Origin of the sequence: Acidithrix ferrooxidans, assembly GCF_000949295.1 — a bacterium.
GTDB classification, from domain to species: Bacteria; Actinomycetota; Acidimicrobiia; order Acidimicrobiales; family Acidimicrobiaceae; genus Acidithrix; species Acidithrix ferrooxidans.
On sequence record NZ_JXYS01000061.1, the window covers coordinates 1 to 16,167 of the forward strand.

General features: G+C 46.8%; 13 protein-coding genes. 8 read left to right on the forward strand and 5 right to left on the reverse strand.

Annotated features, from left to right (window positions below):
- Positions 1-41 precede the first annotated feature (41 nt).
- From AXFE_RS19325 to AXFE_RS09130, 5 genes are all read right to left on the reverse strand, one after another.
- Entirely contained in the window at positions 42-233 is a 192-nt protein-coding gene (locus AXFE_RS19325; protein WP_152625990.1) for a hypothetical protein, read from the reverse strand.
- Positions 234-384: 151 nt separating this feature from the next.
- Positions 385-1,434 (reverse strand): IS1634 family transposase, encoded by a 1,050-nt coding sequence (locus AXFE_RS09115; RefSeq protein WP_052605558.1) that lies wholly within the window; start codon positions 1,432-1,434, stop codon positions 385-387.
- Between the two features lie 174 nt (positions 1,435-1,608).
- Positions 1,609-1,890 (reverse strand): hypothetical protein, encoded by a 282-nt coding sequence (locus tag AXFE_RS09120; protein ID WP_160291798.1) that lies wholly within the window; start codon positions 1,888-1,890, stop codon positions 1,609-1,611.
- A 492-nt stretch (positions 1,891-2,382) separates the two neighbouring features.
- Positions 2,383-4,113, reverse strand: coding sequence for an MFS transporter (locus AXFE_RS09125; RefSeq protein WP_235347726.1), 1,731 nt, complete (start codon positions 4,111-4,113; stop codon positions 2,383-2,385).
- A gap of 393 nt (positions 4,114-4,506) precedes the next feature.
- Complete coding sequence (locus AXFE_RS09130; RefSeq protein ID WP_200891244.1) at positions 4,507-5,889, reverse strand: glutamine synthetase family protein; 1,383 nt, start codon at positions 5,887-5,889, stop codon at positions 4,507-4,509.
- Positions 5,890-6,071: 182 nt separating this feature from the next.
- Here AXFE_RS09130 and AXFE_RS09135 point away from each other — a divergent pair, with 182 nt between their 5' ends.
- From AXFE_RS09135 to AXFE_RS09175, 8 genes are all read left to right on the forward strand, one after another.
- Positions 6,072-6,629: a MarR family winged helix-turn-helix transcriptional regulator gene (locus AXFE_RS09135; RefSeq protein WP_200891245.1), complete on the forward strand. Its 558-nt coding sequence runs from the start codon at positions 6,072-6,074 to the stop codon at positions 6,627-6,629.
- A 344-nt stretch (positions 6,630-6,973) separates the two neighbouring features.
- Positions 6,974-8,425, forward strand: a complete 1,452-nt coding sequence (locus AXFE_RS09140; RefSeq protein ID WP_052605561.1) for a DEAD/DEAH box helicase — start codon at positions 6,974-6,976, stop codon at positions 8,423-8,425.
- 142 nt (positions 8,426-8,567) lie between these two features.
- Entirely contained in the window at positions 8,568-10,043 is a 1,476-nt protein-coding gene (locus AXFE_RS09145) for an MFS transporter (protein ID WP_052605562.1), read from the forward strand.
- A gap of 646 nt (positions 10,044-10,689) precedes the next feature.
- Positions 10,690-11,526: an alpha/beta hydrolase gene (locus tag AXFE_RS09155; RefSeq protein WP_160291800.1), complete on the forward strand. Its 837-nt coding sequence runs from the start codon at positions 10,690-10,692 to the stop codon at positions 11,524-11,526.
- 916 nt (positions 11,527-12,442) lie between these two features.
- Positions 12,443-14,197 (forward strand): NADPH-dependent assimilatory sulfite reductase hemoprotein subunit, encoded by a 1,755-nt coding sequence (locus AXFE_RS09160; protein ID WP_052605565.1) that lies wholly within the window; start codon positions 12,443-12,445, stop codon positions 14,195-14,197.
- The gene (locus tag AXFE_RS09165) at positions 14,194-14,793 is read left to right on the forward strand and encodes an NAD(P)-dependent oxidoreductase (RefSeq protein ID WP_052605566.1); all 600 of its coding nucleotides are present in this window, start codon (positions 14,194-14,196) and stop codon (positions 14,791-14,793) included. Before AXFE_RS09160 ends, AXFE_RS09165 begins: the two co-directional genes overlap by 4 nt.
- 185 nt (positions 14,794-14,978) lie before the next feature.
- Positions 14,979-15,524 (forward strand): adenylyl-sulfate kinase, encoded by a 546-nt coding sequence (gene cysC, locus AXFE_RS09170; RefSeq protein ID WP_052605607.1) that lies wholly within the window; start codon positions 14,979-14,981, stop codon positions 15,522-15,524.
- Positions 15,511-16,167 (forward strand): phosphoadenylyl-sulfate reductase, encoded by a 657-nt coding sequence (locus tag AXFE_RS09175; protein ID WP_052605567.1) that lies wholly within the window; start codon positions 15,511-15,513, stop codon positions 16,165-16,167. The genes cysC and AXFE_RS09175 overlap by 14 nt, the downstream gene beginning before the upstream one ends.

Consider the following 16,167-nt stretch of genomic DNA (forward strand, 5'->3'; position numbering starts at 1 on the left):
TGCGTATCTGGCAATAATAGGATCTGATTCAAAGAGTGAGGTTACTCCAGAGAGTCCCAGGTAATAGCATTGGCCAGAGCTGGCCACAATGACTTATCCAGGTCCAGTTCGGTCAAGGTCATTACTATACGTTGACGGGGACCTTTTTCACAGCGGTAGGACTCAACGAGTTGGTACTTACTGTAGCTAACGCCGGTCTTTTTATTAACTGTTGGAGTTTCACGGATAAACACAACAAGACAATAGCACCATGTCAGAGCTAATGCAAGTCATAATCAAAACTACTCAAAAATTAGGACACTACATTCGCGACCCAAAAAGACCTAATACCCATCTACCAGGGCATCTATAAATCACCCAAGTCGAAAATCCTCAAAAATCAACTCAAAAAGGCCAATTGGGGCGATTTTTCGGGAAATCAGCGAAAGAAGGGCTAAGACCATAGGACTCAATCAGTGCGATGTTGTCATAAGTTGCTATCCCTCTATCCATGATAACCGTTGGGAGATCTTCGCTAAAGAGTCCCTGTCTTAGGTGACTAGAGATACTAGATAAGACATCACCAAGGGTTTCAGGCTCTGACTGGTTACCAGGATATATGTGGCTATAGATCGGTAGTCCACGATCATCCACCAAAAGGGCAAGACTTACTAAAGTACAGTCGAAGCGCTTCTCTTTGGAGTGGCCATATTGGGCTAGATCATTACCAAGTGTTCGTCCCTCAAAATAGGCATTGGTAAGATCAAATAAAAAGAGACGCTTATTAGTTGGGTAAAGCTCATTCTCGGCTTTGATAAGTGCCATCTCGATTGAGTCTTTGGCTTCGTAGATAGCATCAGCTATCTCATAAATAGCATCTTTACCGATATTGCTAAGGTCTTGGTCTACCAATTCATAGAGTGCAGAGTCCTCTTTTAGGAAGCGATGTGTTTCAAGATCAGAAGAAGGAGCAACCAAACGAGCACATATTACAGCTTTAGCAATTGCTGTCTCTTTTTCACTAAGGCCACAACGTAGTAGTTGCTCTTTGATCTTCAATCTGTCATAGAAGCTACTAGCTATTAGTTCAGGACCTAAGCGCCTAATATCAGATGCCTCTAGAGATGATATATTGACATTTAGGAACTCGGAATCTTTTGTGATTACTTCACGATCAGAGCGAAGTGTTTGAGTAACAGAAAAGCTAGATAGAACTTTATCGGCTATCGACTTTAGTTCTAGATCACCTTCAAACAGAGACTCAGAGCCAGCTAGTCTCATCGTCAATATCTGAGCTAGCTTCTTGTAGTCCTTAGGATCAATCTCAAGTCGTCCTAGATCCATAACTATCTCTTGGCGTACTTTGTCTCCTTCGCGATAAGACCTAACTAACTGATGCTTTATATATTTAGTTCCAGTTGCCTTATTCTTAGTGGTCTTCGCGCGAATGAACATATAACAAGTATACCAGATGAATTACCTTGTAGGTCAATATTCGCAGCTAACTCTCAGCTTAGGGCACTACATTCGCCACTTGAGAAAACCGAACTTCATCTACCAGCATCTCCAAATAAGGGTTACCCCCAAATAGGGGCTAAAAGGGGGCTTAAACGGGGTCTTGGGGGCAATTCAGCCGAAACTGGGGCTAGCTTCCGTATCCGCCATAATCTCCGAAACTTCACCCATGGCCGTTGAAGCTCGTTCTGCAGAGGCAAGTCCGACTTTAGCTGCATCCTCCGCCCCCTTCGCGCCCGTTGCGGCCTCCTGGGCACCTCTGGCCACTTCATCAATTGCGATACTCATCTGATCAGTAGCATTTATTATCTCAGAGACTTCATTCCGTGCATCTAGCCGATAACTACTCGAATCTAGGACAGCCATGAACCCCTCCAGTCGGGAATTCCCGAACATTACGATCAAACATATTTCCCTCGGTTAATTTTCGACCTAATCCCTGGTCACCTTGAATGCATTCTTAGATGATCTACTATTGGTACGAAAAATTATCAAATCACGAAATATTGCCGCTCTTGCGCTCAGAAACAGGTTGTGTCTTCCGCGAAATCCCAACCGAAACGACCGTTCATAACTCGTAATACTCATCTCTAGGCAGCGATTATCCAGAGTTAGCAATCCAACGCAGTCAAAAAGTCCCGCCCTCGAGAGACAACATAGGGACGAACCCCAAAGAGATAAAGGTCACGTCAGTTTGTGGGTAAGAGATTAAGAGCCAGCGGTTATTAGTCACTTCGCCAAAGAGGCAACAGATCTAAAAGTAGAAACTAGGCGGAGCGGCTCATTCGCAAACCATATGATTTTACAATCACATAGATAAAGATCATTTGCTAAAGGGTCTTCTAAAACCCAATGAGCCATAGATCCTTTTATCGCTATCTGACCAGTTCAGATCACAATCGCGCGTTCGTCCAAATTCTCCTTGGGCCAACCTGGCAGTGCTAGGGTCAATAAAAACGTAAGTACAAATACAGCGATTTCAAAGCTCAAAGTATCTCTCAGGCTAACCAAAAAGTCCCCTTGTGCTGCATTTTGAGCCGCATTGAGAAACATTGAAACTAACTGTTTCTTCTCTTTAGGAGCAATCGGTGCTATTTGGATTGCACCACCAACTTCTATGCAACTGTGTGGAAGTGCGCTCGGATTCTTCTCCGTTGCGCGGTCGTGAATGCATGTCACAAAGAGGTTGGTACCGACCTTTACCAGTGGAGCTGGAAGTCCAAGTGATGTCAGTTCTGCCGTGATTGGCGGTAATTGCGCTCGAGCAGCTTGATTGGCGTTCGCACCTAGAAATCCAAAAAATATAATTGCAATAAGAGCCACTCCGAGTGCCCCACCGATCTGCTGTACCGTAGAGAGACTCCCAGACGCACTACCAATTGCCTCCTCTGGGACTCGAGCGAGCACCAAAGAGGAGGCTGGCCCTACGAAGAGTCCCACCCCAATTCCAGCTATAAAGAGAGGAACGATCAACTTAAATCCGCTAAGTTGAGCACCGACATGATACAACAGACGAATCAATAGCCACATTGAAATAGCCAAAATCAGCGATCCCGCGAGCATCAAAATTCTCGCATCTTTCGACCTAGTCCGAGTTGTCAAGAACGAAGAAAGAACAGACCCAATCGCAAAAGGAGCGGTCGTTAGCCCTGCTGCTAGAGGCGAGAACCCATTCCCCTCTTGAAGAAAGATAGAAAATGCGAAAAAGAAAGGCGCAATACCAAGGAAAAATATCAGGAATAAAATCAACCCCACCCCAAGGGAACGGGTACGAATTGCCTCAATTGACACAAGCGTAACGTTTCCATGGCGATATCGCAAATATTGATGGACTCCAAAGCCCCCAATAACAAAGACCGATCCAATCAACATCGCAACCATCGAATTCGGCCAAGAAGAAGCCCTGCCCTCAATAAGTGGATAAAGTGCCATCACCAAGCCAGCGGTAATCAAAAATGCTCCCATGGAATCCACACTCGAGGAGGTCGAGGATTTTGATTCACCAAGCAAAAATAGAGCCCCGACGAACGCAGCCACGCCAATTGGAACGTTCACATAGAAGATTAGGCGCCAATCAAGATTGGCGATATTCGCCTTTATAAGTAGTCCACCGATTAAAGGACCTGCGATAGTTGCAAGCCCAATCGTGGCTCCGTATATTCCAAAGACCTTACTTCTTTGACTTGACGGAAAAGTCACCTGGATAATCGATAATACCTGGGGAAACATCAATCCAGAAAAGAATCCTTGCACCACGCGACCAAAGACCAAAACGCTAACGTATGGCGCTGCCCCACAAAGGCCAGAGGCTATTGCAAAGCCAGCCATGCCAATCAAAAAGAGACGTCGCCTCCCAAAAACATCCCCGAGACGACTAGCCGTCATCAAAGTCGCTGCAAAGCTAAGTTGGTATCCTGCTACAACCGCCTCAACCGATCCAAACGAAGCATGCAAGTGACTTTGTATCGAAGGAATGGCAACATTTACGATGCTCACATCCAAAAGTTGCATAAAAGTTGCCGCCAAAATAATCGGCAAAATTGCTAGAGAAGTACGCCCTAATGGCCCCTTTTCTACTTCAACTCCCAACTCAACTCCAGTCATCACCTTGACTACCATTGACAAAACTAGCATCTTTGATTTAGTCGCAATATTCATTAAACGAATTAATCTGTGACGTAGCAATGAGTTGGACTCTTGCGAATTCGCAAAAAGTAAAGCCCCTGAGTCAAGTCGAATCTTTCATAGCCCAAGAGATCCACCTTTAAAAAGATGCAACCTAAGAATATGACAGATAGCTAAGAGCAAATGAAAACATCAAAGAGGACGACCAACCAAAACCAAGGGCGGAATAGGTCGAAATAACGCCATTGCAAAACTAGCTACAACGACACATGAGCAAAGGCGCAACTACTGACCCGAAATCCTGCTGGGAAACCCAGCGATTCCAACGGCCGAAAGCCAACAGAGAAAAGCCTGCGAATTTAGGGCAAATCTACGAAAGTCCTTGGTTCAAAGGTGATATGCGTATTCAATGAATTCCCAGTCGGTTACGTAGCGACTAAATCGCTCAATTTCATCGCGCTTTAGGCAGATAAAGGCATCAACAAACCCATCGCCTAGAAGTTCGACTAGTTCTTCGTCATCGCGAAGTGCCTCAATTGCATCTCTTAAGGTTCTAGGCAAAGCAATAAGGTCCCTCGGATCTCCTGTTCTTACTTCTGGGAGCGTTAGCTCCTCTTTGATTCCCAGATATGCCCCAGCAAGGAGTCCTGCGATCGCCAAATAAGGATTTGCAGATGCATCGCCAAGGCGAAGCTCCATCCTTGTCGAAAGCCCTCGCTGTGACGGAATTCGAATCATAGCACCCCGGTCGTTCAAACCCCAATCCACCAACCATGGAGCAAATGTTCCTGGAGCAAAGCGTTTATATGAATTAATAGTCGGGCTGCACAGGGCGGTGACGGCTCGGGCATGACGTAAAACTCCAGCGATTGCACTCCTTGCGAGATCCGAGAGTCCATCGGGACCCCCTTTATCCTCGAAAAGGGGACGTCCGAGGTCATCCAAAATGGAAAAATGCAGATGAAAACCAGATCCACTCTCGCCGTTGAATGGCTTAGCCATAAATGTCGCCAGCTTGTTAGTTTGACGGCCCATCTCCTTTATGGCAGATTTGAATCTAAAAGCACGATCAGCCGCTTCGGTAGCTATGCAATGCCAAAGATTTATCTCAAATTGTCCCGATGAAAACTCGTGATTGGCACCAAAAGCACCTATCTCGAACCCCTCTAGCATCCTAAGGCTATTCAATAGAAAATTCTCCGGATCTCCCTTTAGGCCCGAAGAATAAATATTCCCACCGCCCGACCCATATCTTTGCCACCCAGAATTGCCATCGGGCTCTAGAAGATAAAATTCGAGCTCTGGGCCAACAAGAGGCACTAGTCCCATCGCAGTTAATTTTCCTTGGACCCTTCGCAAAACCTCTCGTGGATCTTCTGCAACTGCTGTCCCATCGAGATTGTGTAGGTCTAATATTCCATGGGCAACACCTGCCTCCCAGGGGACAGCCTTCAATGTACCTATATCCAAATAGCCCAGGATGTCGCCTGCCGTTTTCACAGCTTCGATCCGGCTTTGGCCCATTGCGGCCCCATCGGTCCTTCGATAGATCTCAGACGAAAATGGTACGCCATTTGAAAGTACGCTCACCATGGACGATACAAGTATGTCCCGACTTCTCTCAACTCCCGTCAAGTCACAAAAGGCCAATCTAAGCACGTCGATCCGATTATCTTTTAGGCGAACCACAAGCTCGCTGAGTGCACTAAGATCGATCTGACCCACATATCCTCCACTTCCAAAGTCGCCCTTGGCGGGGAAAACCCCCAAATTTTTCTTTCCCAGACAAAGATCAAAGAGACACTCAAACCATAGGAGTAATACCTTGTTGGACGTAAAGACTTACTCCAACGACAACACCAACTATACAGGGCGCCTTGTGAAACAATTGGCCGACTTTATCGATCCAAATCAAGTCAATAATGAGGGTGATACCAACTGAGAAGTTAACTATGTGCGACTACCATATAAGTGTGACAGGCCATTACACGCTCGCAGAGACAGAAAAGACCATGGAAGCCCGATTGAGCGGCCTGCCGATTGACTTTGTAGCGCAAAGTGCCATTGCAAACCTCTATCGTGCCGCTAACTCAACTCGGAAATATTTCACAAACACGGTTCTGCGACCAATTGGACTTTCGTGGACAGGTTTCGTCGTACTCTGGGTAGTTTGGATCTGGGACGGAATCGAAGTACGCCATGCCGCCGAGGAAGCTGGCATTTCAAAATCTACTCTTTCTGGCGTTATAAAGACGATGGAAGCACGCGGGTTCATTGAGCGAATTACCGATCAGACAGACCGTAGACTCGTTCACCTCAAGGTCACCGAATCAGGCACCGAGATGATGACTGATCTCTTTCCCAAATTTAACCAGCAAGAGACCTTCGCAGTCTCGTGTCTCTCACGCTCAAGTATTGAAAGCTTTGCAACAAATCTCAGGCAGATCATCTCGCACCTAGAAGCACAGATGGTCGACGTCGACGTCTACAACCACAGCGAAGAACTTTAGGCTAACAACTAGAAACCAAGCCATTTATTTTAGATAACTACCCATAGCAATTAGCCATAAAAGCTTGAAATTAAACTGGCCTCTTAAACCTCAAAAACCTTCAATACTAGTTCGCCAACCCTATCATCTCCCATACTTTCCAATTTGACTACCAAACAATGTGTGATAGGATGCTCCATCACCCGTCTGCAGAAGAACCATAATTGGTTGCTATAGTGTTATATGTCGGTTGAGCTCATGTGAGACTCTGGACATCCTCATTTTTTCCGCTTCGTATCGGAATCGGCGAGGCCTTGTCCCCAATGCCGAACTGAAAAAAACGAAGAACAAGGAAAACAAATATTTTGACCACCTTTGAATCACTAGGTGTGGCTAGCCACATCTCTAATCGCCTGTCCGAAAACGGTATGTCAACGCCAACTGAGATCCAAGCAATCACGATCAAAGACGCCTTGGAAGGCAAAGACATATGCGCAATGGCAGGTACGGGTTCGGGAAAGACTTTGGCCTTTCTCATTCCAATCCTACAAAACTGTGAACAAGCCAAGCCTATGAGCCCTACCGCTCTTATCTTGGTGCCGACTCGCGAACTTGCAACACAAGTTCGAGACGTCTTTATGACCCTCCTTACTCAACCTAGAAAAGGCCAGCCAAGAATTGCGGCCATCTACGGTGGCAGTTCAATGGAACGACAGATCCGCGACCTCACCCGAGGCGTAGAAGTTGTAGTTGCCACACCTGGACGACTAATCGACCTTATGGATCGACGTAGGATCAATCTTGAGAACATTAAAACCGTAATCATCGACGAAGCCGACCGTATGGCCGATATGGGTTTTCTTCCACCTGTAGTTGAGATACTCTCGAAGACAGCTGCAGATCGCCAGACAATGCTATTCTCAGCTACCTTAGACGGTGATGTTGAAACTCTAATCAAGCGCCACATGAGCGATCCAATTCGCCATGAGACGACCACTAAGGTTCGAAGCATCGACAATATGTCCCACTTCTTCCTTGTGACCCGAGAGACCGATAAGCTCGAAATTCTAAAGAAGATCACCGCAGGGGCTAGAAAAACAATCGTCTTTGTTCGTACTCGTGACAACGCAGATACCCTTGCCGGTCATCTCTACGACGACGGAATTCAAGTAGACGCCCTTCATGGTAATATGCGACAGAATGCACGTGAACGCGTTCTTTCGAAATTCACCAAGGGAAGAACCTCTGTGCTTGTCGCAACTGACGTAGCAGCAAGAGGTATAGACGTTGTCGGATTGGATCTAGTTGTTCACTACGAACTTCCAGATGACCACAAGGCTTACATCCACCGTTCAGGACGAACGGCCCGTGCGGGTTCCAATGGAGCTGTCGTAACGCTTCTAGGTAGATCACAGATGAGAACCGTCCAAGGTTTGCAGAAGAACCTGGGCCTTCCTCAGCAGATGTTCAGAGGCAATCCCGAAGAGCCAACTCTTGGAAATATCCCACTCTTGGAAGAATTCAATGGCGAGGTAATGGAGTTGGACGAAAGTCGCGCACGAAGTGGTACTGGGATGAACTCAGGACGACGTGGATTTGGATCATCTTATGGCGGAAACTCCTCACGTCCATCGAGAAGTTATCGTTCATCTTCCTCTGGATCATCGGGATCAGGAAGATCCGATGAATCTCGTTCCTACGATAGAAGCAGCAGCTTCGGACGGCCAAGTGACGCAAGCGGAACTGAAAGCCGTGGATACGGTGGACGGGGCGGATATGACCGCGAGCCACGACGAGGCTATAGAAGCGCTGGCTAACTAAACCTTTTATTTGAAGTAACTTCAGATCGACGAGCGACCCTTTGGGTCGCTCGTTTTGCTTACATCGCCTTTGTTGGAGGTCATCAAGGTGTAGGTGACAACTAATATTGCTTTAGCAAAACTCAAAGACTAGGAAATCTTGAACCAAAACAGCACCTATCAAGACAACTTCGAACCTACGCCAACCTCTAAGAATTGGAAGACGCTGATAGTCGTGTTGAGCGGTACCTTCATGGCTGTAATTGATTCAACCATCGTGAATGTCGCACTCCCATCGATTGCAAACAATCTCCATGCAACGTCTAGCGATATAGAGTGGATCGTATCGGGATACCTATTGGCATTCGGGCTTATCCTGGTGCCGGCTGGTCGTTTTGGAGATCGCATTGGCCACAAGCCAATCTTCCTAACAGGTATCAGCCTCTTTACAATCGCTAGTGTCGTATGTGGAACTGCAATAAATCCAACCGAACTAGTTATCGCCAGAGTAATTCAAGGCCTTGCAGCTGGGCTCTTTGGCCCTTCAGTCCAAGCGACAATTCAACTTCTATTTATAGGCAGGGCCCGAAGCAGAGCTTTTGGAATTCTAGGAACGATGATTGGGGTTTCATCGGCACTCGGTCCGATTCTGGGTGGAGTAATTCTATCCTTAGCGGGTTCAGCCTTGGGTTGGCGCCTTGTCTTCTTTGTAAACCTCATCATCGGCGCTATAGCCATCCCCATGGCGGTTGTGCTCATCCCTAACAATAGACCCAAAATCACCCATAAGCTTGATCCATTTGGTCTGGCTTTAATCACCGTTGGACTGGCGGCCATCTTCATACCATTGATAGAAGGACAAAGTATCGGATGGCCTCTGTGGACTTATCTTTCGATAGCCTTCGGAGCCATAATATTTATATCTCTGACCAAATGGGAGCAATTCGCATCCAGAACGGGCCGTGAACCCATTGTTGATCCCAAACTAGCACGCCAACGGCCCTTTTCGGGAGGGGTTGCTATAGCGATGGCCTATTTCGGGGCTTTCTCTTCTCTTTTCATTATCATCTCTCTCATTTGGCAGGTAGGTCTAGGGCGCTCACCCCTTGCCTCGGGTCTTACCGTCGCCCCTTTCGCCTTGGGAACCTTAATCTCTGGATCAATTTCTGATAAATTCTCAGCGCGACTAAAACGTAGAGTTTTGACTCTAGCTGCCTCGATGTTAGCGACCTCGGTAGTTTCTATTGCGCTTATATTCCACTCATCTAATTCAAATATCTTATCCATCACGCTGGTTATTCCACTCTTCATAGGGGGCTTTGGAAATGGAATCTTTATCGCTCCGAACCAAGACTTCCTTTTGAGATCAATCCCACGAAGCCAAGCTGGCACCGCAGCCGGTCTTCTTCAGACTGCTCAAAGAATCGGCAGTGCATTTGGCGTCGCACTGACTGGAACCGTATTTTTCACCGTGCTCGCAGGCCAACTCCCCCACACCAAGAACGGAATTATCTCTCAAGATAGATATATTCATGCTGGAGCGATTGCCTTCTTAGTCAACATAGCTCTAGTCATAGCAGTGCTCGCCCTAATAACAATCCTTCCAAGAAACCCAGAGGTCTCTAGCACCAATTGACACCAAATCAAATCTAAGACAGAAATTACAAGCCATATGCAAAAGTCACCTTATCCTCTAGATGTCTGCTTTTTTTGATCGCGACAATCTAGTGTTTCCTTTGGAAATCGCTCTTTCTTGTCATTTTCCAAAGGATTCTCAATCAATAGAACTTGACATCCCGCTCAGCCCGATAGCCTTGCTGAATCCCAATTTAGAGAATCTTTGGCACATCATTTCGAATTCTCCCAATCACTCCAATAGAGGTGAAAAAGCAACCCTTGAGAAAAAGTCGCTTAGACCTGCGCTTGCTTGACAGAAAGTGAGAACTTTAGGGAGCCAAGAACTCTTGCACACTTTTGGCCCCGGCGTGTGCTTGGTCACACTCAAAAAAATCAAATCCTCGGTCGCATATCGCTCCGAGGCTCATATGCCTGATATTCAAGTCCGATGACACAAAAAGAGATCAAGCGTAAAACAACCTAAAGCCTAAATTGTTGCCTTCCGGGCGCATAACCGTAATCAACTTAGGTCAAAGATCTATCCCGATCACTGTGATAGAGTTGGTGTGATATAACGTCGGCCTATATACCTTTGAACTCTTTTAGGTGGTAAAGACAACATGCTCTCAAATGAAGCTAATATGTTCAGAGATCTTCTTCTACAAATGAAACACTCCGATCATCCACCTCAAAGCGTTGAAGAGATACGTGTCATGACCGACTCCGTTAGCGATTTTAGCCCCGTGCCTGATGGTGTGGTCATCACCGAAGCAGAGATCCAAGGGGTAGTCGTTGAATACATCGATCCACTCAATCGCTCTGGTAAAAATGTTATACTCTACTTTCATGGAGGAGGATACTCGGCCGGCTCACTAAAAAGTCATCGTTCACTAGGGGCACGCCTAGCCTTAGCCTCCGAATCCAAGGTAGTAATGGCTGACTACCGACTAGCACCGGAAAACCCCTTTCCGGCGGCATTAGAAGACTCATTGAAGGTCTACTTGGGACTGTTATCAAATGGTGTCGACCCTCAAAATATCGTCATAGGAGGCGATTCAGCTGGTGGGGGACTGAGCCTTGCAACCGAAGTCGCAATTCGCGATGGAGGCCACAGCCTCCCAGGTAAAAGCTTCCTTTTTAGTCCTTGGACCGACTTAACCGCATCTGGCGACTCTCTCCGCCTGCGAAACGATATTGATCCAATGCTCGATGCTAAAGGGATGAAACCAGCCATTCAGATCTACCTAAATGGAGCCGATGCCAGCGATCACCGCGCATCTCCCCTCCTTGGTGACCTTTCGGGCTTACCTCCACACCTTGTCTTCGTTGGAACCGATGAAATTCTCTTCGATGATTCATTCCGACTTATAGAAAAATTCCACGATTGCAACGTAGAAGCAACCCTAGAGGTTGGCGAAGGGCTCTGGCACGTATGGCCAAGCTTTCCAATGCCCGAGGCAGATCTCGCCTTGGAAAGAGTCGGAGAGTTCATCCTTGGGTGATCGCCCGATCGCAAAATATCTTGTGATAAAATTCGCCTACTTGGACCCTCAAGGTTCAACAAAGGCTTAAACAACACCCTATTTTAACGAAAGCCACTGTTGTTCAAGGTAATTTGGCCCGGACCAGAGGGTAAGTTTAGGCCATTCCACAAACTAAAAACAAGAAGAATCTAAAAAACTAGTTAGCACTTGAAATTGCAATCACTCCAGAAGAGCAATCAAATAAATAACAAGGCCGATACTTACGAAATAGCTAAATAACTCATCAATCTCAGAATCGATGAAACTCATGCTAAGTAGGCAAGATCGAAGTTAAAGTCGAATCTATATATACAATCACAGCAGGAGAACCTCCGCTGATCTCAGCCAACATCACAAGCGGCTAGACGATTCCCCAGAAATGTCCGCTTATATCTGACTCTTAGGGAAAACCATGATAGTAGTCGACTTGGCCGAGCTATAGAGAAGCGCCTTGAATCGTAGATTCAAAAATACCGATAAGAGCGATCGAACCACCTAAAACTAAGATCCTCTACTCTTCATACCTCGCATAGGTTGAAGTACAAAACTCATATCTTGTATAGTAAGTTTGATTGCCACATCAGAGCGGCAGAAGTGACCATGGCCAGAGCTGAGCCATCTCACGTATGAAAAACTCCGACTCAGCTGATAACTCGGGGATGTGATCCAAACCATCCACTTTGCAATCTATTAGGCCAATAGTGGTTTCCAAGCGCGACAATATACGCATTCACCAGGATAAATCTTACGGCACAAACGCAATCAAAGCCGAAAGGACGCAGCGAAGTAATCTCGTATTATTTCATCTTGAGGAGCAATTTATTGCAAAAGGCCGTCTAATTATGACAAACCTGATTAGAATTATCGAGAATTGAAAATGCGAAAGGAAGTGTGAATGGAAACCGATATACAAAAGACAATCAAAAACATTAGTGCGGTGGAAAAGGTCAAAGAGAACTCTAACTCTCTTCGAGGCACGATCGCTTCCGAACTCGAAAACGATGATCCAAAATTCTCAAATGAAGCAAGTCAGATCTTAAAGTTCCACGGGATCTACACCCAAGATAATCGTGACTCGCGCTCAACTCGACTGAAGGCTGGACTAGAGATTGAGCATTTAGTTATGGCCCGAGTCTCAATACCTGGTGGACGCATCTCCTCAGAACAATATTTAGCACTCAACCAAATCGCCAATGATCTTGGGAACTCGACCCTTCGCCTCACCACTCGCCAGGGAATCCAATTTCACTTTGTGACAAAACAAGACGTTAGAGAACTACTTTCTCGCATCAACGAGACACTATTAACGACATGGGGTGGATGTGGTGACGTAATCAGAAATGTCACAGCATGTCCAAACGTGGAGGATCCCCGGGTGAAGACGGTCGTCGAAAGAGTCGCCAACGAGATATCAAACCGTTATAAAGCACCATCGGATGCCTATTTCGAATTTTGGATCGACGGAGAAAAAGTAGCTGAATCCATCTCAGGTGCCAAGACACAAGAGCGATCTATCTATCGGGCAAACATGCTACCTAGAAAGTTCAAGATCGGGGTGGTCTCTTCGATCGACAACTGTATCGACGTGCTCAGTCACGATCTCGGGATCGTAGTCGATAACGAAAATTCCCAAATAATAAGACTCTACGTCGGAGGCGGCCTGGGCCGAAGTGGAACCGATGAAAGCACATTTGCTCGCCTCGGTGATCTCTTGGGAGAGATTGATATTGAGAGTCTCTTCGCCTTCACAGATGCAATAATCGAGCTCCAGCGTGACCTTGGAGATCGAAATGATCGGGCCCATGCACGCCTAAAGTACCTAATTGCTCGCATTGGAGTAGACGAATTCCGCCGACTTGTAGAGGAAAAGGTAGATATCCGATTCCAGCCGGCCGAAAAAGACCTGTTCTTGGCCACAAACGATCATCTAGGGCTAACACGAAATAAGTTCAACAATAGCTATGCCCTAGGTATAAAGCTACCCTCTGGTCGAATTGCCGACACAGCCCCAATCAACCATAGGACTGCGATATCGACAATAGTACAAAGGTACCGTCCAAATCTCGCAGTAACCGCCAAAGGTGACCTTATCCTTACCGACTTAGCGTCAGAGATCGCACCAAATCTTCAAGATGATCTTGAAGCTCTAGGGGTCCCATCCCTGAAGCGGCAAAAGCCAATCTTTGTCTCTTCCTTTGCGTGTGTAGCCCTTCCCACCTGTGGATTAGCCCTCGCCGAATCCGAAAGATATCTACCGACATTCCTGGGCCAACTCCAAGATCGCCTCGAGCTCCTTGGCATCGGAGATGATGATATCGAAGTTCGAATGACTGGTTGTCCCAATGGGTGCGCTCGTCCCTACTTGGCCGAGATTGGTATAGTTGGACGCACCAAGAAAAGCTACGACATCTTTCTTGGCTCCGATCGCGAGGGTACCCGCCTAAATCAACTCTTTGCAGAGGACGTCGAAAAAGAGTCGATAGTCGACTCTCTCGCTCCGTTACTAATTGCATGGCGAGATGAACGAAAAGAGTCCGAACGCTTTGGAGACTTCATCTATCGTCTCGAGCGATCGAGACTAACTGCATATGTTCCTGCCCCAAGGCGCCAACGCATAAAGGTGTCGGCAAGCTCGAAGGAGTCGTTGTGATTATCGCTCTAGAGCTGCATTCCCGTGACGTCTATATTATAGGAAGCTCAAAACAAGCTCTAATGCGGGCTCGCGTCGCCATGGCGGAAGGTGCGATTGTTACACTTTTTAGGTACGGACAGACCACGGAATCAATCAATACCGACGAGATAGATGACGATATCATAGTTGTTGATCGCAGGCCCAAAAGACGCGAGCTACGAAAGCCCTTCTTGGTAATAGCATGTGACCGCGATAAAAAGCTAAACCGTTGGATCCATCGCCAAAGCCTCAAAAAGAGATTCCTTTTAAATACCTTGGACGAGCCAAAGACCGCCAACTTTAGCCACGTTGCCACTAGGCGACTCTTTGGCTCAGTCGACATTGCAATTTCGACGAATGGTACATCTCCAGCTTTCGGCGGAATCTTTGTCGACCATCTAAAAAGTCGAACACAAGATACAGACCAACTGGTCTACGAGCAATTTAAAACCACCCGAAAAGAGTTGAAGGAAAATGGATATTCGACCTTCGACTTCGATTGGCGAGAGTTGGACTCCACGCTAAGGTCAAAGGAAAATCCGACTTCGAAAAATCACCACCAGGTGAACCTTTGACCAACGCCGAACCTGCACTCAAATAGCAGACTAAGGTCCGCCAACAAAGAAATGATATGCTACCTAGGGCCCTAATGGGCGAGAAAAACCCGTCATAGTCTTGGAAGCTAAGAATCCAAAGCTTCTACAAAAGAGGTAATTGATGTCAAATGCACAATCGAAAAAGAAGTTACCAGGAAGATAATATGCCACAATTTCCAACACACGCGCCCGTTCTTTGGTTTACTGGCCTATCTGGCGCAGGCAAGACAACGATCGCCAGGGAGATTCACCAAGAACTGACCAATAGAGGGATCAAAGTAGAACTGCTCGATGGCGATGAGATTCGCGCCGTTCTCTCTCCAGACCTCGGTTTTTCCAGGAAAGATCGCGACTTACAGGTTCAAAGGCTTGGATATATCGCCTCGCTCTTGGCGAGAAACAGAGTGGTGGTACTCGTCTCGGCCATCTCGCCATACGAAAGCTCAAGGAACCAAGCTCTTTCAATGTGTGAACGTGGCCGCGAAATCCACGTACACGCACCCTTTGAGACCGTCCTTCAAAGAGACACAAAAGGACTCTACAAAAAGGCGCTAGCTGGTGAGATAAAAGGTCTTACTGGATACGACGACCCCTATGAAGCTCCAACCCAACCCGACCTATTCGTTCCGACTGCAGAATTAGAGCTAGATCAAGCCAAAGAGCTAGTAATGAGATTTTTAGAGAAAGAGCTCGCCGATGCTGGAATCTAACTTCCAAGAAACTAAAGAGATCCTGAGATCCGCCATAAAAGACCACATCGACCTAAAGATAACCACCGGTCTAAATATCGCTGGCACCGTACTAATTGACCTTGCCGTCTCACAAGGGTTCGACGGTGACGTCGTCTTTGTTGATACAAATTACCATTTTAGTGAAACTCTTTCATTCTTCGCCTACCTCAAATCTCGATACCAGAGTGCTAACTTCATCACACTAAAGCCAAAAGCTCCCTTCGAAGACGGCTATTTGATTGATCCAGTCGCGTGCTGTAGTCAAAACAAGGTAGAGCCGCTTGAGGACTTTCTCGCGGCCACCATGCCAAGCGCCATCCTAAATGGAAGGACTCGCGAAAGCGCCTCAACACGAAATACTCTGGGTGCACTTGAAGATGGCAATCCCATCAGGCTAAACCCGTTATATCGATGGGAGCGAAAAGACCTAGAATCCTATGCCAAGAGTTACGATCTCAGACTTCACCCTCTCTATTCCCAAGGCTATCTATCAATGGGGTGCTGGCCATGTACCGCAGCTGTCAAGGCAGGCGAGGACATACGTGCTGGCAGATTCGTTGGCCAAGGTCGCACTGAATGTGGAATTTGGACTAAGACAAAGCCGCCCGCTCAAGAAGCCTAA